The organism is Halorubrum saccharovorum DSM 1137 (genome assembly GCF_000337915.1).
In the GTDB taxonomy this organism is placed as follows: domain Archaea; phylum Halobacteriota; class Halobacteria; order Halobacteriales; family Haloferacaceae; genus Halorubrum; species Halorubrum saccharovorum.
The window spans coordinates 254948-278746 of the sequence record NZ_AOJE01000070.1 but is presented as its reverse complement, the minus strand read 5'-3'; the positions used below and the strand labels follow the sequence as shown (position 1 = coordinate 278746).

Genomic DNA, 23799 nt, shown 5'->3' with positions numbered 1-23799 from the left:
GAGAATAGGACGACCAAAAATATGTATAATATTTGGTAAGAAGAAAGCGCAAGCCCTGGGCAACTATCTGGTAATATGCCTCGGTTGCCCATACCAAATACAGGCAACCGAGCTAACCGCCGACAAGCGGGCCAATTTGATGTCGGCAGTTTGCTCCATCTGTACCAGATATATTGATCCACTATCACTTATGTTTTACTCGGTGGCTGTCGACTTCTCATACTTGTCGAGTCGTGTTCGACAGAACGCTTATTCGAGCGGTCCGCGAAAGAGGGGATATGGCAAGTGCGACACGCGACCCGTCCAACGGAGAGGGGGTCGAGTTCATTCACGGGGATGACGGCTCGATCACCGCCAAGGACATCGAGACCGGTGTCGCGTCCTTCGGCGAAACGAAGGCGGAAGCCCTCCGGATGCTCGCGGAGGCGATCGAGCTTCACGAAGGCGGCGGCGAGCCCGTGACGGAAGAGGACCTCGAAGAGTGGGGCCTCGAAGACACGGAACCCGGCGACAAGGAGCTTCCCGACTTCATGCAGTGAATGGTCCGGACGAACTTCTCCGGACGTGAGATCGCGTCTGTCCTCCACGACTTCGGCTACAAGCGCGTCGGTCGCGTCGGAAGCCACCTGAAGATGCGGTACGAGTCACCGGACACGGACGAGGTTCGGATCGTGACTGTTCCGATGGCATCGGAAGACGAGATCCCGACCGGAACGCTACAGTCGATCGCCGATCAGTGCGGTGCAGACGACTTCCACGCGTGGTGCGAGTGGATCGACGAGCATCGCTGATTCCCGACTTCACGACTTGTTATACATCTGGCCTTGGTGATCCCCTAATGTGGGACAAAAGTTGACGGCTTAATTTATAACTTGTTAGCTTGATGAATAACTCAATGAGATTACCGGCTGGAAATCCTCCGTCTGAATCGACTTTAGAGATGGATATTACCCACGACATGGTTAATGAATATCGCCAGATCTATCCAGACACTATAGCGCTATCTCCATCAAGAAAGATGGAGGGAGGTGACGATGGGTTGGGATACGACGTTGCTCAGGCGCACCCGTGGGGCCGTGCTGTCGTATTTCAGTACAAAAGTCCGAATTACAGCGACTACTATCTCGCCGCGGAGGTCGGGAGATTTAGGCACCTTGTCGATCAGAGTCATCCTGATGACGGTCAATTCATAAAATTCCAAGTAAATCTTGAACAGCTTGACATTCTCCAGCAGAACTTTGATCCAGATGAGGCTTTCTACGCCATACCCGCAATCATAAGACGGCTATCCCTACCTCATGCGATCGAATTCACATTATTCGTTGACGTCCACGATTTCCCTAATCCGAACCAGTGGAATTCGAATAATAAAATCAGGATGGGAATACCTGCGCTCTTTTCTCCTAGTTGGGGGGCGGAAAGACAGCGACGTGGAGAGGATCCCCGTCAAAACTCCGGGAGAAATATTCACTTCATCCCACCAGATCACATGACAAATCAAACGGTTTCGATTTCTACCAATGACATCTACCTGTGGAGAAACCTTCGAGCGGGAATTTTTGACGAGAATTTTGGCTCTATGCCGACGGATATCCGTACTCGAAAAACGGTTTCAGACGGCGGACAAATTGAGAGTTCGAAGGTCCATTCAACTACATATTTCCTAGTTCTTGGCGAAGAAGAACCGGAAGCTAAAAATATGAAACCGGAAGACTTCGCTAAATCATATGAGTATCCGGAACCATCGAAATACGAATTCGATCCCAACGACTATTCTGAGTAGACCCGCGACTTCTTACACAAGTCGTCAACGAACCCCCCGAATCCACCCTGATCGGGCCGAGGACCTCGTCGGTTCTGCCGTACTAAGTGCTATCTTCTTTTGGAAGTTCACATGCGCTTAGAGGCAACCGGAAAGCCGGACCAGTACAAGTGCTGGCTCACCGACGGCGAGATCGAGGAGCTCCGCCGCGCCGCCGGGAGTCACCGCGACGACCTCGTGATACAGCTCGGCGCGAGCGTCGGGCTCCGCACCTTCGAGATCCCGCAGGTCGCGCCGAAACACGTCAAACGCACCCCGGACGGCGACCACTTCCGCCTCCGCGTCCCCGAGGGGAAGGACACGACCGGGAGCGGCGGGAAGCCTCGCGACGCCTACCTCCCGCGAGAGGTCGAGGGCGACATCCACCGGTTCGTTCGATCGGAAGACGTCGGCCGGCATGAGCCGATCGTCAACCTCTCCGAGAGCGGTGTCCGGGCGGTCGTCAAACGCACGGCCGAGCGCGCGGCCGAGGTGACGGGCGACGAGGACTATCTCCACGTCTCAAGCCACGATCTCCGGCGCCGATTCGCGCAGCGCCTCCTCGTCGATAAGCAGGTGAACCCCCGCGTCGTCATGCAGGTCGGCGGCTGGGACTCCTTCCAGGCGATCGAACCGTACCTGAACGCGCCGACGCCCGAGGTCGTGAACGAGGCCTTCGAGGAGGCGGGGTTCGCGTAAGACCCGTACGAAATCTGGTGGATATCGAAACACCTCAGAGCCTGCCAGCGCCAACCGACCACCATACTGAGTAGAGATGTACTGACACGCTTCGGACTTGACTGGGTGCTAGCTAACCGTAGGGATTGAAATACCTTCCAGCCGACATGATGGTATGGACGGAGATGCGGCGACAGATATCTGTGAGAACGTTATCGAGACAATTTCAGATGTGGTCGTCGTCGATCGGGAGATTCTCGAGACAGTACTCACTGGCGTGCTTTCTCGCGGACACGTGCTCGTGGAGGATGTCCCTGGAACCGGAAAGACGCTGATGGCACGGAGTTTTGCGTCAGCGCTTGGGTTGTCGTTCAACCGGATCCAGTTTACGCCTGACCTCCTCCCGAGTGACATCACGGGATCACACGTATACCGCGAACAGCAGGGAGAGTTTGACTTCGCAGAAGGGCCAATCTTTGCAAACGTCGTCTTGGCGGACGAGATCAACCGTGCACCACCAAAAACACAGGCCGCGCTGTTGGAGGCGATGTCGGAGGGGCAGGTCTCCGCCGATGGCACAACCTACCAGCTACCAGACCCATTCTTCGTTATCGCCACGCAGAATCCGGTCGAACAAGAGGGAACGTTCGCGCTCCCGGAGGCACAGCGTGACCGATTCATTCTGAAGACGACGCTCGGCTATCCCGACACAGACGGGATGCAGACCATTCTTGACCGGCGGGCCGATCGGACCGCTCGGACACCCAATCCACAACGCGTCGTCGACGGTGAGGTCGTGTCTGAACTGCAGACCGTCCCTGAACAGGTTACCGTGGAGGACGGCATCCGCGATTACATCATCGCTCTCGGAGAGGCAACCCGCGCGGACGATCGGGTCGAGGTCGGTGTCTCACCACGCGGGATCCAGCGGCTGTTTGAGGCGAGCCGGTCCCATGCGCTCATCCAAGGACGTGAGTACGTCGCCCCAGATGACATCAAGGCAATCGTCGCGGAGACGTTCGTCCACCGATTGGTGTTGACCGCGGATGCGACGGTGCGGGATGTGTCGCCCCACACCGTTGTCGACGATGTCGTCGAGCGGGTCGAGGTCCCCGCTGTCGCGGTTAAGTGACTCACTCGTAGGCGCTCAGAGCACCGCTATCGCGTCGCAAGGAACAACAGGATGGTGCCGACTGCCGCCGCGACGACGGCGACCGCAGTTGGGGGTGCAGGGAGCTGTGGCAGGCTGCTGATCACTGCAAGCGTCCCAACGCCGAGCCCAACAGTCCCGAGGGCGATCACTGCGCCGCCGGCACCGTGGACGATTTCCGCCCGCCGAGAGGTGCCTGCTCGTCCGATCTCTTGGCCGAGCGTCATGCTGAATTCGCCGAGATCCAACACGTAGAGGCTCGCTGCGATGCCTACAAGGACAATTGGGATCGATACGTCGGAGATTCCCGCAGCGATGGCGGCGAGAAAGACCCCACTGCCGGCGAGCTGGGTGCCAGAATGCCGGTTCAGCAGTCCGATACCGTGGACAAAGCTCACGACAAGTGCCGCAACCGCCGCGGTTGCAAGGCTACTGAGGATGATCCCCGAGAGCAACGCGAACGACCCGACCGTCTCGAAGAGGTCCCGGAGCACTCGTTGGGCTGTGTCGCTTGTGCTCTGCTCGAGCGCAACTGTCGCGGCAGGGTCATGAGCGATCACGACCACAGCGGTGAGGAGGCTGCCGACAGCGAGTGGAGCGACAGGGAGGTATGTGGGGCGAAACTGCCGGGAAGCCAGCATCCGCGCTGCCCGTATCGCGAGGAGGCTGCTCACCCCGACCGCGATCCCGGCGACCAGGAGGCGTCGAGGCAGCGACGCGTAGGAGACTGTAATGAGTCCGTCGACCACGGCTGGCGGCAGCTCTTCGGCTCTGATCACCGACGAACTAATCATGACGAGCGCACAGAACTCGGTGACCAGCGCGACACCCATTCCCAGCCGTAACCAGCCCAGAACGGTGTCTCGCGCGTTTGTGACGGATTGGCGGTTGGATTCGTGTGTGAGCTCGACCACGGGAAGCCGGCTCACCGCCATGTAGAGGACGATCATCGTGACGAACCACAGCGCGACGACCCCGACAAACTGCGGCAGCACTGCGCCAGCGTCTGACGCGGGTTGCGTTGGGCGAAGCAGCTGATCGAAGCGGGCCGCGACCAGCTTGGTCCCGGCGGAGTTCAGTGGCTGCCACCAATCGACAGCGACGGCCACAACCGGAACAAACCCGACGGTCAGCAGCCGGAGCGCGGTGTACCCCGCATCACGTGCCGGTGAGAGATTCCGAAATACGGTGACTACCCCGAAGCCGGTGGACAGCCCAGCGCCCACGATCAGAAACGGGGCCGCGGCGAGCGTGTCGTACGGCGGTGTTGGCGGCCACGCGACCTGGACAATGAGGGCCGCTGCAACGGAACCGAGCAACCCAACTCCGGTCAGCGTGGCGAGCAGCCCACCTGCTACGACAGTGAGTCGATGATCTCCAGTTCCGACGGCGGCGACCGTCACTGCCAGTGTGATCCCGGTGATGACTCCAAGCAGCGCCACGAGTGCGTCGCCTGTGAGCGTTGCCAGCCCGAGCGTGCTGCCAACTGCAACGATGGCTGCCGTCGTCGTGGTTGGACGCGTCGGTTGCCAGTTTGTCGGGGGAAGCTCACCGCCACCCGGCGAGGCGGTCATGTGGCGACCTCCATCGCGCTTGCCAGCGGGAACCGCGTGTCCCAGTCACACACCGTGGCGCCCGCGCTCCGGAGCCGCGCGAGGGTGAGGCGACGCTCAACCCGCGCGACGGTCTTTCCGACCGTCTCACGGTCGGTGACATCGGGCGTTACCACGGCGACATGGCGATCAGCGGCACACAGCGTTTCGACCAGTTCACCCGTCGATTCATCAAGCGCCGGTGTCACTAACACGACATCAGCGTTCGAAGGGAGTCGCTCGTGGAGCCCACGTGAGTGGGTCGTACTGTTTCCGTCGCCATCGTGTGTGGCCTCACCGAGACTGTCAAACGTCGCCTCGATCTGGCGCCGCGTTGCCTCGTCTGCACCGGGTGCGATCCACGGGTGGCCATCCGCATTCGTTGGCACTGGAACTCCGATCTCGGCAGCCGTGATACTGCCCGTTCGGAGCCCAACCTCATTGCCCTCGGCGAATAGGCGTGTCACGACACGGTCTGCAGCGTAGACTGTCAGCTCACTCGCCGTTGGGTAGCCCGCTCCACGGGCGATCTGACCGGCATCGAGTCCATCGACGAGAACAACCGTCTCTGTTGCGCTCGTCTCGGTGAATTGGATGGTGGCCAGGGTGCCGGTCTTCGCAAATCCGCGCCAGTCAACGCGCCGGACGTCATCGCCCGGGCGATACTCTCTGGTCGAATGGAACTCGATCCCCTCGCCGCCGCGATCGACCGGTTGGGTGCCGACACGCCGAAGCGAGCCCTGTAGTTGGGGTACGTCGCCGACGTCACGCCGGCAGATCAGCGTTGTCGTTCCGGTAACGCTGGGGCGAGTCGTGGTGACGGCGGCCGAGGAAAGCGGCCGGGCCCGCACAACCGGCGACCGAAAGTCGTACGCGCCCTGGCTCGCGACGACATCGTACGTCACCGACGCCGTTTCACCTGGCCGGATCGACAGACATGCACGCGGAGAGCCCGCCTCAACAGGGAGGTCCGGGGGAACGCCATCGACAACCCGAATGTCGGTGAGGGCTGCGTCGCCGACGTTTGTGAGACGCAGCGTGACTGTCGCTCGTTCGCCGGGTGCCGCCGGCGCCGGATCGATGTCCCGTTCAACACTCACATCGATGGCAGGCGGGGTGGCGATCCACCCGACGAGCAGGTAGCCGAGCGGCACCGTCGCCCCCACAAACAGCGCCGGTTCTCCGAACACGGTGCCGGTAGTCACGAGAATAACCGCAACGAGGGTCGCGCCGTCGAACCGACCCGTGAGCGCGGTTTCTGTCACGACGGCTCACCCGTGGCGAGTTGATCGCTGCCGGTGTCGAACCGGGCCGCAATGGCGTTCGTTGTCCGCTCGATCCGGCGGCGTTTGGTTCGCGATGGCCGAAGCCACGCGACCAGACGCTGCCGGCGTGAAAGCGTCGCCTCACGGTCAGCGAGATAGGCGGCGGCGACGGTATCGTCTGTCCAAGTGCCCTCATCAAGACGGGTTTGCGCCTCTTGCTGGGAGAGCCCGTCAACCGTCACGAGCGCGTCGGCCGTGAGTGACCGTAACTGCGTCCGGATGGAATCCGTCTGGTCGCTCCCAGTGGCCGCCACCAGGGTTTCAACATTGTTATCGAAGGAGGCACCGACGACGGGCGTGGTGTCTGCTACCTCTGGTGGGTTCGACCGTAACGCCTCGAACCGTGGGAGCTCCTCGTCATCTGGCGAGGACGGCGCCGACTGGCGATCGGCCCACGCGGGCCTCGTCAGGAGAACCCACAACGCACACCCCACACCAAGTGCGGCGAACAGGCCTCCACGCACCATCTCGTCTGCGATCGCTGGACTCTGAGCGATCGCGGTGATCGACACGACCGACTCGACTTCTTGTGGCGCAAACAGCAGCACCGCCGCGAACCCGATGAGAGCCGTCCCGGCGAGGCTCGCGACCACGCGAACCACCCATGAAAATACACCGCTCCCATCTGAGCGGGGCGGGTCGGTGGAGTCACTCGGAGAGTCGCTGTCCGTGGACGGAGCGTCTGCGGTTGCAAGCCCGTGTCGGTCGTCGGTGCTGTTTGCGGTCGCCGACTCGATACCCTGCCCCGTCACGAATTTGCCTCCGTCTCATCCTCATCGGTGCGGATCTGTTCAAGCGCGTCCCGGGCGGCCGGCGCACACTCATCCGGCGCTGTATTCCCGTACTCAACGTCCCGAAATGCGTCGGTTAGGGTCCGAACGGACTCGGGAGGGAGTCCATCTCGCCGGATCGCCCAGCGGGCGATTTCTCCCGGAGTCGAGGTCCGCCACGACCGAATTGAGACGTGGCCACGGAACTCCGCCCACGCCTCTCGGATCGAGAGCAGCTCATCATCGACTTCCTCTGTCCCTGTTCCGCCCGACTGGCGGCCGTGAGTCGCGGTGTCAGATGCTCCGCCGCCTCCGATGCTGGTCCGAAGTGACCGGACGAACTGGCGAAGGGCAGCGAGGAGTGTCAGGGGGTGGAGTCGGTGGGGAAGCGTCCGGATGATGGCTATCCCGCGACGAGCGAATTGACCGGCGTGCCTGCTGAGCGCGCGCAGGAGCTGGATCGCTCCACTAATCCCCTCCCGGAGTAGCGTAGCAGCTCTCATCACGCCCCGACGACCCGCCGACACCATCTGGTCGAAGGTGGCCGCGATCCCGACGAGTCCCGCGATCGCAGAACGACCCAGCCCGACGGCAATCTGCACTACTGAGCGGGAGGCCGACCGCACGGATATCCCGCTCCGGTAGACGCGTCGACCCACCATACCAACGCCAACGGCGCCGATTCCAAGCACAAGCGCAAGGTTCCGGTAGAGGTTGGCGACGGCCGTTGTCGCCGTCGCGCTGGTGCCGTCCACGTCTGCGGTGGTCTCAATCATGGCCGTGTCAGTCAGTGGCAGTGTCACCGCTGCCGTTCCCGCTGGTCCGGTCGTTGCGGCTGATTCACCAGCAACTGCGACCGTCGCGTTCTCGACTGGCTCGCCGTCGATCCGAGCGGTGACCTCAGTTGCTGTCAGCGGCAACGGAATGATCGTTGATGCGGTGGTCGTCATGTCGAACGTGGCCACCGATATGGTTCGGTTCCCGAACGCCTCGCCGCGTGAGACGGTCACCTCAGTGGCGTTGATCGCGGGCAGTTCAACGCGTGCCTCGCCGTGTGGCCCGGTTTGTGAAACTGTGGTTCCATTGACCCGGACGGTTCCATTGCGCACCGGTGTACCGTCGATCGTTGCGTGAAGTGTGACTGATTCGCCAGCGATCGGCTTGGTTTGCGGCTCAATATCGATGTCAACTGGGACAGCCACTGTGACGTTGCTATCAGTCTGTGCGATCGTGTCGTCGCTGGTGGCAGGAGTTCTGAGACCGCTCGTGACGATGCCCACTGGGGCTGTCGACACGCGCTGGCTACTCGCTTTGAAGCCTGGCGGTGCTCCGGCCAGCCCACCTCTCACTCGTGGCTGCGTGTGGCCCGCGAGTGATTCTGACTGGCCCTCCGAGTTGTCGTCTCGGGCAACAATCTCGAGTGACGCGACATATGGTACCTCGCCGGTCACGTTCCCGTCGCCGTCCGTCTCACCGATCGACTCGCCGTTGAACAACACCTCGATGTCGGAGACCGGATCGCCGCTCCGTGTCACCGTCACCGTCAGATCATTCCCCGGGACAGGATCGTCAGCAGGGTCTATCTCGAGAGGTTCCAGCTCGTCTTCTTCGTCTGTTTCGTTTTGGCTATCTTCCTGATCTGTCTCCGTGTCGCTGTCTTCCTCTTCGTTTCCGTTGTTGTCTTCCTCCTCTTCTTCTTCGTCTTCCTCGTCGGCATCTTCTTCTGATTCGGTCTGGGAGTCGTCCTCTGATTCGGTTTCGGTGTCCTCCTGTTCTGAGTCGGTTTGTGTGTCGCCTTCGTTCGAGTCATCAGCTTGGTCACTCGAGCCGTCTTGCTCCGACTCGCTTGTCCTCTCGTTGTCACCCGAGTCCGACTGTCCCCTATCACTCGAGCCGGAACCGGGCCCGGATTGCAAGGATTCAGGAGTGGGACCTGCGTACCCCGAGTTCGCACTGTCACGGCCCGCGTCCGAACGCCCGCTAGGCGGCGTCGGATCAAAGGGTACCCAACCGACATCGTCGATGTACACTTCAACCCACGCATGCGCATTCTGACCGCGAACAACGTACTCGCCGTCAGCGACTTCCTCACCGGCCGTGTAGCCGGTCACATAGCGTGCGGGGACATCTTGTGTCCGGAGCATCGCGACCATTGATGTCGCGAAGTACTGACAGTACCCGGCCTCCATGTCGAAGACGAATGCGGTCGCGACATCCGTGTCGCGATCATGCGTCGCATCCAGCGAATACGCCTTATTCTCCATCAGCCACAGTTGGACCGCTGCGGCCGTCTCATAGTGCGTCTCCGCGTCAGCCGTGATGTCTGCGGTCCGGTCGCCAAGTCGTGCTGGCGTCTCTTCCGGAAGTTGGGTGTATCGGGTGGCGATATCGGGAGGAATCGGTCCACTCCCACTGGCCGACGCAGCCGTCCCGTGTGACGGTGGGCCGTATGTGGTTGTGGTGTACGTCTCGCCAGCTTCGATGGAGTCTGAGACAGTCAGCCCACGCTCTTCAGTAACGAAAACTTGCGTATTCGGCGCCTCAGCCGAAAATGGCCGCCATGCCGTCGCCAACGTGTCAAAGGACCGATTTGCGGTCACACGGATCGTATGCGACGGCGCTGGGTTCCCCTCGGTCACCGGGAGCGGGCCATCGAGTGGTTGCTGTTCTCCTGATTGCCGATCCCAGCCGGAACCGGTGTACGTTGTATACGCACCGAGCCGCCAACGTGACGGCTCTGGACTCTCAACCCGTAGCTCTACATGGTCCGAGAGTGACAGCGGTCCGCCCACCGTGTTTTGCTCCGGATATCCGCCTCCAGAGACGCCGCCGTAGCTTTCGGCACCCGACTCCGCCGGCGAGCCATCCTCGGTGAGTTTGGTGGTGTCTCCGGACGATCCGCGCTCTTGATCGGTCGTGTCACCGGGGGCTCCACTCCCTTGCCCACTTCCCGTTTCTTCGCCAGATTCACTACGTTCGCCGCTAGTGTCACCGCCGCTCGCCTCGCCGCTTTCACCGGTGCTGTCACCTCCGGCTCCTGGCTCCCCACTGGGTTCACCGCCGCTCGCCTCGCCGCCCTCACCAGTGCCGTCAGCTCCGCCTCCCGGATTGTCACTTCCGGATGCGCTACTCGCGTCTGAGCTACTGCCTGAATCGCTATCGACGAGCAGTTCTTCGGTGGCCGGCCCGTCACTTTCTTCCACACCGAGATCCGAGATTGGCGTCTCGATCCCGATTGCCGGAGCGAGCGACCCGCCAAGAACGATCCCGAATAAACAGATTAACGCGACTCCAAGGCGGAAGATCGTTCCCTTCACACCGACACCTGTTGATTTCGGTACATATTAACTTATCCCTAATACACGATTTCTAGGTCGCCCCGTCGTTGATCAAGCGCAACCCCGAGAGCATTCACGTTCTGCTCGGTGACAAAGGCTACGAGGACCAGAAGATCAGACGACTTACCCATCAACACGAGATTCGTCCACTGATCAAGCATCGTGACGTGGGGCTCGGATAGCAACCTCGGCGTCGGCGAGACGCCACAGGGATCGCTCGTCTACCACGCTGATAACGAGAGCTACTCCGCTGAGAGCGACTATGTCGAGATATACGGCACCGGCGACCAGCGCCTCTACGCGCCGAACGCATCGTCGGGATCAGAGGTGACGTTGAACACGCTCTCCGCCCGCGTGTCGCCCGAGCAGAACAGCATGCGCGTCCGGGTGCCGGAGAGCGCCAACCAGACGAACACGGAGTTCGTCGTCGAGCCGGCGAGCGTCGTCGGGGACTCGTGGACCGTGGAGTACGTCGCCGGCACGGACGGCCAGTGGTACGCGGTCGTCGACTCGACGGGCGAGGACCTCGGCGCCGCGGAGAAGCCGGACCCGATCGAAGTGAGCCGCGACGACGTGGGGCTCGTGTCGATCGTGCCGACCGACCCACCGAGCACGTCGACGGACTCGGTCGGCGGTGGCATCTTCGCAGTCACGACAACCGGGAACCTTCCGAGCCTCCTCGCGTTGTTCGGCAGCGTCGCGATGCTGTTCGTCGCCGGGACGCGTCCGGCAAGCTCGCGCGACGCCGTCGACGCGGTCGCCTCCAGCATCGATAGCGTGGTCTCCCGTATCCCGCGGGTCGGTGGACCGCTCGGCTCGGCAGTAGAGTCAGCCGTCTCGGTGGTTGGCAGCGGCCTGGTGAGCGTCGGAGAGAACCGGCTCCTCACCGGCGCCGTCGGCGCCGCGATCGCCGTGGCGGCGGCGCAGGCCGGGCTGTTCAGCATCGGAGCCGAGACCGGCGCGATCATCGCCGTCGCCGGGATCGCCGTGGGGTCGCTGTTCCTCCTCCGAGAGGCGGAGGCGTTCACGACGGCACGGTGGATCGCAGTCGTCGACGTCGCCGTCCTCGTCGCGCTCGCGGAGCGTGAGGTCGTACTTGTAGTACGCCGAGTAGTCGTCTCCTGTCCCCGTGCCGGCCTTCCAGCGCGACGAGGTGAGCTTCACGACCCACTCGCGGCCGGGCGTCGGCGCGTCGAGCCACGGGAGCACATCGTGATCGACTTCGGCGGCGATTCCGGGCTCGTCGTCGCGGTCGCCGACGACATCGTACCACAGCTGGTGGACCGCCGAGTAGAGCGCGAGGTCGCGACCCGCGTCGTTGAACACGGCCTGAGCGGCGGCGCCGTGGGCGGCCGGCTCGGGAGCGACGCGGTCCTCGAGGCGCGGATCGGGGAGCGTCCCGAGCGTCGCGTCCGCCGTCGAGGGCATATCGACGCTCACGCCGGAACCCCTCCGGTTGTGGACCTGTTTTTAGTCGAATACCTATTACTGAGAAGTAATACGTTAGAGTGAAGACCGCTATGGGGCCGGAGGGATTTGAACCCCCGATCGACTGATATCTCCGGTGCGCCTCGGAACTCCAGAGGGTCGTCAACACGACCGATGATCAGTCGGCCGCTCGGTATATCAGTCTGGAGTGTCGTCCCGGGCGCAAGCCTCTGGAGTCAGTCGCCATGCCTGGCTTGGCCACAGCCCCGCGTGATCTCGCATCAGTTGATTGCCGAAACGCAGATAAAGGGGTTTCGATCGCGAGCGATCGGGCGACGGAACGGCCGATCGAGGTGGGATGTAGTGGAGCGAAGACGGCGACGCCGCTCAGTCACTCCTCTCGGTCGTCGGCGCTCCACTCGCACTCCTGGCACTTGTAGCCGTTCACGAACTCGGTGACGCTCGGCATGTACCCGACGGTGATGACGTCGCCGCCGCACTCCGGACAGTCGCGGTCGGCGTCCGCGATCGATTCGGCTTCGAGCACCGACTCGCCCTCGACCAGCTCCGCGAGCTTCTCTGGCGTCACCATCCGCCCCTGCACGACGCGATTGGACATACCTGCCGTTCACCGCCGAGCACCTAAACACCGGCGACACGCGGGGCGGAGAATGGCTCCGGCCCGTTCGTACCGTCCCGGGGTTCCAGTGTCTACAGCCAGGGCGCCCGGGAATCGTCGTCCGCGAAAGGGTCCGTCCCGTCTCCGTCGTCGCTCGCGGTCGAGGGATCGCCGCCGTTGGCGATCACCGCCACGTCGTCGTCGACGATGGGGCCGGGCGCGGTCGGCGCGTCGAGCGGGGGTTCGGACTGCTCCGCGTCTCCCTCGCCGTCCGCACCGCCGTCGGCGTCCGCGTCGTCGTCGACTTCGTCGTCCGCCGTGGTCGCGCCGCCGTCTCCGGCACCGCCGTCGGGGTCGTCACTGGCGCTTTCGCCAGCGGAAGCGCCGGCCGGTCCGGCGTTCGGATCGTAGGCGAACAGGGTGGTCACGCCGAGCACCGCCAGCGCGATGGGCGCGTCGGTCTGCATGAGGTCGAAGGGGCCGAGCAGGATCGGCAGCGCGAGCACGCCCAGCGCGACGGCCGAGCCGAACCGGAACCGGTCGATGTCGACGCGTCCGCGGAGATGCGGGGACAGCAGCGCGATCGCTAACGCGAACCCGACGCCGACGCCCGCTGCGGCGGCGCCGTTGAGGACGTACTCCGGCGAGGTCCGGAGGACGAACCCGGACGGGTCGAAGCTGGCGACGAGCCCGAGCGAGATGATGACGCCGGGGCTCGGTAGGTACTCGCCGATCTCCGAGCTCGCGGTCTTGGCGGCGATCGTGAGGATCACCAGGCCGGCGAAGCGCTCGAAGACGGGGAGGTTCAGGAACCCTCTGAACGTGGGTGCGAAGGCGGCCTCAAGCGCGGCGAGCGGGATGATGACCGCGCCGATCAGCAGCACGGATCCGGCCATCTGTCGGCGACTGCCGTCCATCTCCGCGAGGATCACGGCGGCGGTCGCTGAGCCACCGAAGATGAGGATGCCCGTCTCGATCACGCCCGTCGCAGTCGTCAGGACGCCGGCGACGACTAAGGCGGGGAAGATCCCGTCGACGAGCGGCAACACCATCACGGTCGCGAGCAGCTTCGTCGCGCTCCCGACCTGCTGTTCGAGTCGGAGCGCGATCGGGTGGCGTGAGACGCTCATTCAGGGGCGATGTCCCTGACCGACGGGTACACGGTGGGAAGCGGACGACCCGCGATAGCCGAGGGCCCGGCGTACGGAGTCGAAGCCGCGAGCGGCCCGACGAGCCCATGTAAAGCGTTTGCGCGGATTGCCGGCTGTAAAGCGGGCGCCGAGGTGGAGGATCGGCTGGCCGGCGATGCGCGCATTCACGGGACTGTCGGAGTCCATACCTCATATATCCGTTTCGGTTGCGTTAAAGGTTGTGTGAGACGTGCCCGCACGGAACGAGAGATCGGAACATCTCGTTTTTAAGTACGTCGTGGATGTGACGACGGAACCGCGAATCGGCTGATAATTTCTCGGACATCGGTCGGTATCGATAGCCGATACGTGTACGATCGCTGCGTTATCGTACTACTGGAGCGAGAAGATCGATCGTATCGACGGATTTCGAGGATTTTCTGTACATATTGTCTGTTTTCATCGAATTAGGTGGTTGTCCGTCGGACGGAACTGAGAGCGCCGGATCGACGGCAGTTCCGAACGCCAGTTGGGACGCGGAGACGACGTCGATGTCGACGCGGTAACGACTCAGACGCATTCGATCCACAAACTTGTATAGTAGATGAACTTGGATGACAACGACGTACACGTCCGTGCTGACTCGCAACGTTTTTTATCAGCGACTCACGACGATTTATATGGCGACAGACTCCGGTCGATTCTCATCGAAACTCGATGTCCCGGAAGCGTTGACGTTCGACGACGTGCTCTTACGGCCCAAGGAGAGCCGCGTCGAGCCCGACGACGCGGACCTCTCCGCGCGCGTCTCGAAGAACGTCGAACTCACCGTTCCGATCCTCTCGGCGGCGATGGACACGGTGACCGAGAGCGACCTCGCGATCGCGATGGCACGAGAGGGCGGGCTCGGCGTGCTCCACCGCAACATGACCGTCGAGGAGACGGCCGAAGAGGTCGAGCGCGTCAAGCGCGCGCACGAACTCGTCATCCGACGCGAGAACGTCGTGACCGTCTCGCCCGACGACACGGTTCGCGAGGCCGACGCCGTGATGGAGCGTCAGGGCGTCTCCGGAGCCCCGGTCGTCGACGGGGACGACGCGGTCTTGGGGATCATCTCGGGAACGGACATCCGTCCGTACCTGGAAGTGGGCGAGGACGACGCCGTCAGCGAGGCGATGACCGACGAGGTCATCACCGCGCCCGAAGACGTCGACGCCCGCGAGGCGCTGGAACTGATGTACGACCACAAGATCGAGCGCGTCCCGATCGTCGACGACGCCGACGGGCTGGTCGGGCTCGTCACGATGCAGGGGATCCTCCAGCGCCGCGAACACGAGGAGGCCGCCCGCGACGAGGACGGTCGCCTGCTCGCCGGCGTCGCGGTCGGCCCCTTCGAGGAGGAGCGAGCCATCGCGGCGGACGAGGCCGACGTCGACGTGATCTTCATCGACTGCGCGCACGCCCACAACCTCAACGTGCTCGACTCGGCGCGGGCGATCAAGGAGACGGTCGACGCCGACGTGGTCGTCGGCAACGTCGGGACGCGCGAGGCCGCAGAGGCCGCCGTCGACTTCGCGGACGGGCTGAAGGTCGGAATCGGACCGGGCTCGATCTGCACCACCCGCGTGGTGAGCGGCGCGGGGATGCCCCAGATGACCGCCGTCTCGCAGGTGGCCGACGTGGCCTCCGAACACGGGGTTCCGGTGATCGCCGACGGCGGGATTCGGTACTCCGGCGACGCGATCAAGGCGCTCGCCGCGGGCGCGAACGCGGTCATGCTCGGCTCGTACTTCGCCGGCACCGACGAGGCCCCCGGCCGCGTCATCACGATGCAGGGGAAGAAGTACAAACAGTACCGCGGGATGGGGTCGGTCGGCGCGATGAAGTCCGGCGGCGGCGACCGCTACCTCAAGGAAGAGAACGAAGACGAGGAGTTCGTCCCGGAGGGCGTCGAGGCCGCGACCCCGTACAAGGGGAGCCTCGCCTCCGAACTCCACCAGCTCACGGGCGGCATCTGCTCCGGGATGGGGTACGTCGGCGCCGAGACCGTCCCGGAGCTCCACGAGCGCGCGGAGTTCGTCCGCGTCTCCAGCGCCGGTCAGACCGAGGGCCACCCGCACGACGTGATGATCACCGACGAGGCGCCCAACTACAGCCCGAACGAGTGACGCGGCGATAGCGGCATCACATTCCGGATTCGAGGCGATCCCGGAACCGGTGACGCGGGCCCGAAGAGGTATTTTAATATAGTCCGCGGAGAGACGAAACGTGTGAGCGAACACGTCGTCGCTCCGGTCATCCATGAGTGAGCAACCGTCGCTGGTCCTCGTGGTTGAGGACGAACCAGACTTGGCCGACCTGTACGCCGCGTGGCTCGGCGACGAGTATCGCGTCCGGACTGCGTACGGCGGCCAGGAGGCGCTGGACGAACTCGACGAGGCCGACAACAAGGTCGACGCGATCCTGTTAGACCGACGGATGCCGGGGCTCTCCGGAGACGAAGTCCTCTCCGCGGTCCGTGAGCGCGGCATCGACTGTCGCGTCGCGATGGTGACCGCGGTCGAACCCGACTTCGACATCCTGAAGATGGGATTCGACGACTATCTCGTGAAGCCGGTCACCAGCGACACCCTCCGAGAGACGGTCGAGGGACTGCTTCGACGCGGAGAGTACGACACCGAGATGCAGGAGCTGTTCTCGCTGACCTCGAAGAAGGCGATGCTGGAGACCGAGAAGAGCGCCACCGAGCTCGCGGACAACGAAGAGTACCAGCGGCTCACCGACCGGATCGACGAGCTCCGGTCGCAGGCCGACCAGTCGCTTGAGGCGGTGACCGACGACGACGACGACTTCGAGAAGCTGTTTCAGGAGTTCGACGCCGACCCCGGGGAGTGATGCCGGCGCCGACGGACGACGACGCCGAGTGACGCTGGCCGCGCGACTTTTTAAATACGATCCGACCGAACCCGCGATCGAATGCGCGTTCGCGATCTCCCGCTCTCGGAGCGGTTCGTCGATCACTTCACCGATGGGGGGATCAGCGAGCTGTATCCGCCCCAAGTGGCCGCGGCCGACGCCGGCGTCTGTGAGGGCGAGAACGTCGTCGCCGCGGTGCCGACTGCCTCCGGAAAGACGTTTATCGCCGAGTTGGCGCTGCTGACCGCGGACGGCCCCGGGCTGTACGTCTGCCCGCTTCGCGCGCTCGCCCGCGAGAAGTACGAGGCGTTCGCGGCGCTACCGGGCGTCGACGCCGCCATCTCGACCGGTGACTTCGACGCGTCGGGCGAGGCGCTCGCGGGGAACGACGTGGTCGTCGCCACGAGCGAGAAGGTCGACTCCGCGATCCGCAACGGCGCGTCGTGGGTCGACGACCTCGCCTGCGTCGCGGTCGACGAGGTCCACCTCCTCGGCGCGGAGCGCCGCGGCCCGACCCTCGAAGTGACTCTCGCGACGCTCCGTCGGCGGAACCCCGAGCTACAGGTCGTCGCGCTGTCCGCGACCGTCGACAACCCGGAGGCGATCGCGGAGTGGCTGGACGCGACCCTCGTGGAGTCCGAGTGGCGACCCGTCAGCCTGCGCACCGGGGTCGCCGTCGGCGGGGAGGTGACGTTCGACGACGGGACGGCGATAACGGTCGAGGACGGCGCCGCCGACGAGGACGGGAGTGGAGGCGGAAACGACGACGGGACCGGTGACGACGATCCCCCTGACGACACCGACATCACCGCCGCCCTCGTCGCCGACGCGGTCGATCAGGGGGGGCAGTGTCTCGCGTTCGTCCGGTCGCGGACCGAGGCGGCCGCGCTGGCCGAGCGGCTCGCGGACGACGGGCTCGCCGAGCGATTGGGCGTCGAAGCGGCCGCCGCGGCCGCGGGCGACGAGGCTGCCGACGTGGACGGCACCGCCACCGGCCGGCGGCTGGCAGACTGCCTGCGGTCCGGCGTTGCCTTCCACCACGCCGGCCTGCGGGCCGGCCACCGGGCGGTCGTCGAGGAGGCCTTCCGCGACCGCGAGGTCGCCTGTATCTGCGCGACGCCGACGCTGGCCGCCGGCGTCAACGTGCCCGCGCGTCGAGTCGTGGTCCGCGACCAGAAGCGGTACGCGGGGTCGGCGATGGAGTGGCTCCCCACGCTCGAGGTCCACCAGATGTGCGGACGCGCCGGCCGACCGGGATTGGACCCGTACGGCGAGGCCGTCCTCGTCGGCGATCGGGACACCGAGGCCGAACTCGTCGAGCGGTACGTCGAGGGGGAGCCGGAGGCGGTCGAGTCGACGCTCGCCGACCCGGCGTCGCTGCGGACGCACGTCCTCTCGGCGATCGCGACCGGGTTCGCCGAGACGGAGGCCGAGATCCTCGACGTGTTCGAGGGGACGTTTTACGCCCGGGAGACCGGCGCCGGCGGGCTGGCCGACGCCGTCGCCGTCGCGGTCGACGACCTCGTCTCCGGCGGCCTGGTCCGCCGCGAGACCGGCGAGGGCGGCGTCGAGGCGTACCGGCTGATCGCCACCCCGGTCGGAGAGACGGCTTCGAAGCAGTACGTCAGACCGGAGACCGCCGAGCGGATCGTCTCCGGACTCCGGACGGCGGCAGGCATGTCGAACCCGACGACGCTCACCGTCTTCGAGGTGATCTGCGACACGCCCGACATGCAGGACACCTACCTCGGCAACGCTGAGCGCGCCGAGATATACCGGTTCGCGCGGGCGAACGCGGGGACGCTGACGACGGCGATGGACGAGACGGACGACTTCGAGGAGTGGCTGGAGTCGGTGAAGACGGCGCGTATCCTCGACGAGTGGATCGGCGGCGCGACCGTCGAGGAGCTGGTGGAGTCGTACCGGATCGGGCCGGGCGACCTCGACTCGCGCGTCGAGCGCGCCGAGTGGCTGTTGAGCGCGGCCGAGGCGCTCGCCGAGACGATCGGCGTGCGCGTGCCGGCGGTGGCGAGGGCGCGCTCGCGGCTGTGACGTGGTGAACGGAGAAAGCGGAAAGCGGGACGCCGGTCAGTCGGCGGGCTCGACGGCCCGGTGGAAGGGCGTCCGAGCGATCGTCTGTCGGAGCTCCGCGAGGGAGTCGCGCCCGGCGTCGCCGGCGACGGACATCACCGCGAACACCTCCTGCCGAGAGATCTTCACGCCGGCCTCGGTGAGTGCGTCCTCGGGGCGGGAGCTGAGCTCGCGGAGGGTGCCGACCGCGAGCAGGTACGGGACGGTCCACGCCTCCATCGTGTTTCCGTTCGAGAGCGGCATCGTCTCCAGGTACGCCTGCGCGTCGTCGAGGAACGAGCGGGCGTACTCCGCTGTCCGGTCGACGACGCGGGCGGACGACTCGCGGTTCTCCGGGTGGACGACGCGCTCTTGATCCACTCCCTCGTCGGCGAGCCACTCGGCGGGGAGGTAGACGTTGTTCTCCTCGGTGTAGTCGTCGTACACGTCCTTCGAGACGTTCACGAGCTGGAGGAGGAGCCCGAACTCCTCGGCGGTGTCGCGGAGCCGGCGCGCGCGGTCCTCAGTGATGTCGCCGCGGGTGAGCAGGTTCGTGATGAGGTTCCCGACGGTGCCGGCGGCGTAGTAGCAGTACTGCTCCAGCTCGTCTCGGTCGTCGATGCGGAGCCCGCCCTCGGTGGCGTGCCGATCGACGAACATCGCCATGCCGTCGACCATCTCCACCACAGGCGGGACGATCGCGTCGCGGGCCTCGGGATCGAACTCCGCGAACGTCGCCACGATCGTCGGCGCCTCGGCGACGACCTCCCAGTCGTCGTTGCGCTCCGCGGGCGCCGGGAGCCACTCGTCGACCGCCTCGCGGAACGCCGCGATATCGGTGTCGTCGTCGGGGTCGATCGCTCGCCGGTACGTCCGCAACACGTCGCTTTGGGCTTCCGGAGGAATGTGCCCGGCGTCCTCGACGGTATCGGCGACTCGACAGAGGAGGTACCCCACACAGATGTGCGAGGCCATCGGTTCCTCCAACACGTCGACCGTTAGCGCGAAGGTCCGGGAGACGCCCTGCACCGCCTCGTAACACCACTCGAGGTCGGGCTCGACGGGACCGTGTGCTCGTCCGCTCATTCGGTTACCGACTCTTACGGCACAACGCATAAAAAGCCTCGTGGAACGACGGGAGCGCTCCCGGAAGCGGTCGCGGCTCCGCGGTGTCCGGTTTCTGTCCGCAGTGCGATCCGCCCAACACCGGACCCGTGTACAATCGTGTGGAAACGGCTAAGTTGCCGTGCGGACACCCACGATCATGGACTTCACGCTCTCCGGAGAGCAGCGCCAGATCCGCGACACGGTCGCGGAGTTCGTCGACGAGGAGGTCGTCCCTCGGGCCGCCGAGATCGACGAGACGGACGAGTTCCCGGCCGACTTGATCGACGAGATGGCAGATCTCGGGCTCATGGGGATGCCGTTCCCGGTGGAGTACGAGGGCGCCGGGCTCGACTACCACAGCTACGCGATCGGGCTCGCGGAGATCGCCCGCGGCTCCGGCGGGCTCGGGACGGTCGTCGCCGCCCACACGTCGCTCGCGGGCAACATGCTGTACGAGTTCGGCGACGAGGACCAGAAGGAGGCGTACCTCACCGCCCTCAACACCGGGGAGGACATCGGCGCCTTCGCGCTCTCGGAGGCCGAGGCGGGCTCGGACGTGCCGGCGATGTCGACCACTGCGGAGCGCGACGGCGACGGCTACACGGTGAACGGCGGGAAGCTCTGGATCTCGAACGGCTCCGTCGCGGACACGGTCACGCTGTTCGCGAAGACCGACCCCGACGCGGGACGGAAGGGCATCTCCTCGTTCCTCGTCCGTCCCGAGGAGGACGACGGGTTCGTCGTGGAGGGGACCGAAGACAAGCTCGGCGACAAGGGGTGTCCGACGGCCGAGCTCCGCTTCGACGACATGTGGATCCCCGAGGAGCGCCGGCTCGGCGAGGAGGGCGAGGGGTTCGTGCAGGCGCTGAAGACGCTGAACGGCGGCCGGATCACCATCGCGGCGCGCTCGGTCGGGATCGCCCGGGCCGCCCTCGACGAGGCGAAGTCGTACGCGCAAGAGCGCGAGCAGTTCGATCGCGCCATCGCGGACTTCCAGGCCATCCAGCACAAGCTCGCCGACATGGACACGAAGGTCCGGGCCGCGGAGCTGTTGATGCACGAGGCGGCCGATCTGAAGATGCGCGGCGAGGACTACATCAAGGAGGCCGCACAGGCGAAGCTGTACGCCTCTGAAATCTCCCGTGAGGTCGCCAACGAGGGGATCCAGATCCACGGCGGCTACGGCTACACGAAGGACTTCCCCGCCGAGCGGTTCTACCGCGACGCGAAGCTGTCTGAGATCTACGAGGGGACCAGCGAGGTCCTTCGGAACACGATCGCCCAACAGCTCCTCGACGAGTAGGGCGACACGAGCGAGCCGAACGCCCCGAGCGACCCGCTATCTCTCATCGTCGCTCGCGTCGTCGACATCGTTGGCCTCGCCGCCGACGTCGTCAGTCTCGTCGTCGACACTGTCCGTACCGCCCTCGTCATCTTCGTTTCTCCCGTCACCGCCCATGTCCGAGGGGTTGCGGTCCACCGCGTACTCGCCGGTGTCGATGCGCTCGGCCGGCTCGGAGTAGTCGCGACCGCTTCCCGAGAAATCGGGGCGGATCACGCCGTCGTCCGGAACGTCCGACCGTCTCTCGTCGTCCCCCTCAGAGGAAGCTTCGTCGTCGGCATCGGGGATCAGTTCGTCGCCGTCAGGAGCCGATCCGGCTGTGTCGGGGACCGGCTCGTCGCCCTCACCGGCCGGCTCCCCGTCATCACCGGCCCCCTCCGCGTCGCCGGCGAACCACTCGAACCGGTCCCGTCGATCGCGGTGCTCCGCGACGGAAGCTCGGAGGCGCTCCCGGAGGGTTTCGCGGAGGTCGACCGCCTCGTCGGTCGCGAAGTCGACGGCGGCGGCGTCGTTGCCGGCGATGGAACTGCTGCCGGCGGTGTCGGCCACGATCGTCGCCACGTCCCAGCGGCGCTGGAAGACGGTCCGAGTGTCGATCACGTTCTGGATCCGGTAGTACGGCACGACGGTGACCGTGCGGCTCCAGAATCCGTTCCGAGTGAGGAGGTGGTCGTCGCCGAGCCAGTAGCCGCGATGTTTCCACTTCAGGTGGGCCGCCGGCGGCACGGCGAGCAGGAGCGCGACCGGGGCGTACCACGGGGCTCCGGCGCCGAAGTACCAGTTGACCCCGTACGCGACCGCCACGAAGGCGCCCACGACGAGCGCGTACCGGAACGCGTACCGCCAGCGGATCCGCTTGGGCGGGCGGTGAAAGCTCGGCTCGCCGAACGACTCGACCTCGCGCGCCAGCCGGTACACCCGGTCGGTCGAGGCGATCGGGACGGCGGCTTGGCTCCCCTGGTCGCCGCCCTGGCCGGGGGCGTAGCCGGCGGTCTCGATCGAGAGGCTCGCGTAGCCGAGCGCTCGCTTCGCCGGGTTGTCGGCGATCCGGAGCGCCTGCACCTTCTCGGTCGGAATCGAGCCGCTGTACCGCCGGAACAGCCCGCGCTCGTACCGGAGTTCGTCTCCGGCGCGGGAGAGCCGGAACCCGTAGTAGTTCGAGAAGGCGATCCCCGCGCCGAGCACCCACGACACGAGGAACAGCCCGCCGACGCCGACGATCGCGGTCGCGGTGAGCGCGACCGCCGACGCGTCCGGAATGAAACTGGAGAGCACCGGAACCGACCCGGAACTTAAGAAGGCCAACAGCCCGATGAGCCGACCGTCGAACGATAGCGCCCCCACCAGGGCGAGCTCGCCCGGCGAGATCGCGAACAGCTCCTCCTCGTCGGGACCGACAGCGCCCGGCCCGGCGTCCGTTCGCCCGCTCGCCTCGCTTCCGGGTCGATCCGCGCTTTCGCCGTCCGTTTTCGTGTCGGAACCGGTCGATTTGCGGCGCTGAACCTCCCGCTGGAGCCGGGTCGCCTCGTCGGGGACGACGAATCGGATCGACCCCTCAGTACTGGATCCGCCGGCCGTCTCTAGGTCCACCGCGGCGACGCCGATCGCGCGCTGGATCACGCTCCGGCTCACGTCGACGTTCTGGATCCGGCGGTAGGGGATCTCCCGCTCGCGCCGGGAGATCACGCCGGAGGAGATGTCGAGCGTGTCCTCGGTCAGCTCGTAGTCGAACCGTCGGTAGTACGCGACCTCGTACGCGAACGCGGCGAGGACGACCGCGCCGGCGACGGCGGCCGCGGGTGCGAGCCCCCACTCCGGGTTGTTGTTGACGACGAAGAAGAGGACCACGACGATCCCGGACACCTTCTGGAGCGCGCGGTACGGGACCGACTGGGGCGCGAGCTTCACACCGCGTCCTCCCCGTCCGCGCGGATGGCCAGTCGCTTCAGCTCCTCGCGGAGATCGCTCGCCCCGTCGGGCGTGAGTCCCGGAATCCGAACGTCCGCGCCGCGGGAGCCGGCCGTGTACACCACGCACGAGGCGAGTCCGACGCCGCGTTCGACGGGGCCGCGCCGGGAGTCGACGTGCTGGATCCGCACCAGCGGCACCGTCGTCCGGACCTGCGTGACCACGCCGCGGTCGAGGTACAGCGCGTCTTCCCGGATCTCGTAGCTCCAGCGGCGGTACCGGAGGAGCGCGTGGCCGACGCCGAGCACCAGGAAGACCGCGCCGGCGGCGATCGGCGCCCACTCCGGGAGCCGATCGAGGTAGACGCCGCCGACGAACGGCGCCGTCAACACCGCGGCGATGAGAACCGCACGGAGGACCCACACGACCTGAACGCGGGGGTGGAGCGTCTGCGTCGTCATCGACGCACCCCCGACGCGCGTCCGAGTGTCATGCGCCGTGGTTGTCGGTCCCGACGTATAAGTCCGGGCGGAAATCATCGAGCGCGTCACGGAGCGCAGCTCGATCGGACCGGCCAGCGGTCGGACCGGTCGAACCGGCTCGAGACGGGACGGTGTGGTTCCGA

At 65.2% G+C, this 23799-nt stretch carries 19 protein-coding genes, 1 tRNA gene and 1 pseudogene; 11 read left to right on the top strand and 10 right to left on the bottom strand.

Annotated elements, in window-relative coordinates:
* The first annotated feature begins 278 nt into the window (after window positions 1–278).
* The 5 genes from C471_RS15665 (at window position 279) to C471_RS15650 (ending at window position 3611) form a co-directional block, all read left to right on the top strand.
* Entirely contained in the window at window positions 279–539 is a 261-nt protein-coding gene (locus C471_RS15665) for a type II toxin-antitoxin system HicB family antitoxin (protein ID WP_004050681.1), read from the top strand.
* Complete coding sequence (locus C471_RS15660; protein WP_004050680.1) at window positions 540–791, top strand: type II toxin-antitoxin system HicA family toxin; 252 nt, start codon at window positions 540–542, stop codon at window positions 789–791.
* A 92-nt stretch (window positions 792–883) separates the two neighbouring features.
* Complete coding sequence (locus C471_RS17265; RefSeq protein WP_152421922.1) at window positions 884–1783, top strand: hypothetical protein; 900 nt, start codon at window positions 884–886, stop codon at window positions 1781–1783.
* Between the two features lie 111 nt (window positions 1784–1894).
* Complete coding sequence (locus C471_RS15655) at window positions 1895–2500, top strand: site-specific integrase (protein ID WP_004050678.1); 606 nt, start codon at window positions 1895–1897, stop codon at window positions 2498–2500.
* Between the two features lie 154 nt (window positions 2501–2654).
* Complete coding sequence (locus C471_RS15650; protein ID WP_004050677.1) at window positions 2655–3611, top strand: AAA family ATPase; 957 nt, start codon at window positions 2655–2657, stop codon at window positions 3609–3611.
* A gap of 26 nt (window positions 3612–3637) precedes the next feature.
* Here the strand turns inward: C471_RS15650 and C471_RS15645 are convergent, their stop codons facing one another.
* From C471_RS15645 to C471_RS15630, 4 genes are read right to left on the bottom strand one after another with little or no spacing between them, the layout of a single operon-like run.
* Window positions 3638–5203: a DUF7519 family protein gene (locus tag C471_RS15645; protein ID WP_004050675.1), complete on the bottom strand. Its 1566-nt coding sequence runs from the start codon at window positions 5201–5203 to the stop codon at window positions 3638–3640.
* Window positions 5200–6486, bottom strand: a complete 1287-nt coding sequence (locus C471_RS15640; protein WP_004050672.1) for a DUF58 domain-containing protein — start codon at window positions 6484–6486, stop codon at window positions 5200–5202. The genes C471_RS15645 and C471_RS15640 overlap by 4 nt, the downstream gene beginning before the upstream one ends.
* Window positions 6483–7298 (bottom strand): DUF7269 family protein, encoded by an 816-nt coding sequence (locus tag C471_RS15635; RefSeq protein WP_152421921.1) that lies wholly within the window; start codon window positions 7296–7298, stop codon window positions 6483–6485. Before C471_RS15635 ends, C471_RS15640 begins: the two co-directional genes overlap by 4 nt.
* Window positions 7295–10633: a transglutaminase TgpA family protein gene (locus C471_RS15630; protein WP_080505621.1), complete on the bottom strand. Its 3339-nt coding sequence runs from the start codon at window positions 10631–10633 to the stop codon at window positions 7295–7297. Before C471_RS15630 ends, C471_RS15635 begins: the two co-directional genes overlap by 4 nt.
* A gap of 56 nt (window positions 10634–10689) precedes the next feature.
* Between C471_RS15630 and C471_RS18155 the strand changes: the two are divergent.
* Together C471_RS18155 and C471_RS15625 are read left to right on the top strand one after the other, a co-directional pair.
* Window positions 10690–10821, top strand: a pseudogene (locus tag C471_RS18155) (IS5/IS1182 family transposase); the annotation flags it as partial.
* On the top strand, window positions 10817–12166 hold the full coding sequence (locus tag C471_RS15625; RefSeq protein ID WP_239638669.1) for a hypothetical protein: 1350 nt from the start codon (window positions 10817–10819) through the stop codon (window positions 12164–12166). The pseudogene C471_RS18155 and the gene C471_RS15625, both read left to right, overlap by 5 nt.
* Before the next feature lie 9 nt (window positions 12167–12175).
* On the opposite strand, the gene C471_RS15620 is transcribed toward C471_RS15625, so the two are convergent.
* From C471_RS15620 to C471_RS15610, 3 genes are all read right to left on the bottom strand, one after another.
* Window positions 12176–12350: transfer RNA gene (locus C471_RS15620), tRNA-Trp, on the bottom strand.
* Between the two features lie 123 nt (window positions 12351–12473).
* Window positions 12474–12701, bottom strand: coding sequence for a DUF5795 family protein (locus tag C471_RS15615; protein ID WP_004050664.1), 228 nt, complete (start codon window positions 12699–12701; stop codon window positions 12474–12476).
* Between the two features lie 92 nt (window positions 12702–12793).
* Window positions 12794–13831 carry a DUF5794 domain-containing protein gene (locus C471_RS15610; RefSeq protein WP_004050662.1) on the bottom strand — a complete coding sequence of 346 codons (1038 nt, stop codon included), beginning with the start codon at window positions 13829–13831 and terminating at the stop codon, window positions 12794–12796.
* 680 nt (window positions 13832–14511) lie between these two features.
* Between C471_RS15610 and guaB the strand changes: the two genes are divergently transcribed.
* The 3 genes from guaB (at window position 14512) to C471_RS15595 (ending at window position 18799) form a co-directional block, all read left to right on the top strand.
* Complete coding sequence (guaB, locus tag C471_RS15605) at window positions 14512–15999, top strand: IMP dehydrogenase (RefSeq protein WP_004050660.1); 1488 nt, start codon at window positions 14512–14514, stop codon at window positions 15997–15999.
* 133 nt (window positions 16000–16132) lie between these two features.
* Entirely contained in the window at window positions 16133–16726 is a 594-nt protein-coding gene (locus tag C471_RS15600) for a HalX domain-containing protein (protein WP_004050657.1), read from the top strand.
* Between the two features lie 81 nt (window positions 16727–16807).
* On the top strand, window positions 16808–18799 hold the full coding sequence (locus C471_RS15595; RefSeq protein ID WP_004050655.1) for a DEAD/DEAH box helicase: 1992 nt from the start codon (window positions 16808–16810) through the stop codon (window positions 18797–18799).
* A gap of 36 nt (window positions 18800–18835) precedes the next feature.
* Here the strand turns inward: C471_RS15595 and C471_RS15590 are convergent, their stop codons facing one another.
* Window positions 18836–19903, bottom strand: a complete 1068-nt coding sequence (locus C471_RS15590; RefSeq protein WP_004050654.1) for a phytoene/squalene synthase family protein — start codon at window positions 19901–19903, stop codon at window positions 18836–18838.
* Window positions 19904–20081: 178 nt separating this feature from the next.
* On the opposite strand from C471_RS15590, the gene C471_RS15585 reads away from it, so the two are divergent.
* On the top strand, window positions 20082–21227 hold the full coding sequence (locus C471_RS15585) for an acyl-CoA dehydrogenase family protein (RefSeq protein ID WP_004050652.1): 1146 nt from the start codon (window positions 20082–20084) through the stop codon (window positions 21225–21227).
* 36 nt (window positions 21228–21263) lie between these two features.
* Here C471_RS15585 and C471_RS15580 read toward each other — a convergent pair whose 3' ends face one another.
* Together C471_RS15580 and C471_RS15575 are read right to left on the bottom strand one after the other, a co-directional pair.
* Window positions 21264–23174, bottom strand: a complete 1911-nt coding sequence (locus C471_RS15580; RefSeq protein WP_004050650.1) for a PH domain-containing protein — start codon at window positions 23172–23174, stop codon at window positions 21264–21266.
* Window positions 23171–23635: a PH domain-containing protein gene (locus C471_RS15575; RefSeq protein ID WP_004050648.1), complete on the bottom strand. Its 465-nt coding sequence runs from the start codon at window positions 23633–23635 to the stop codon at window positions 23171–23173. Before C471_RS15575 ends, C471_RS15580 begins: the two co-directional genes overlap by 4 nt.
* Between the last annotated feature and the right edge of the window lie 164 nt (window positions 23636–23799).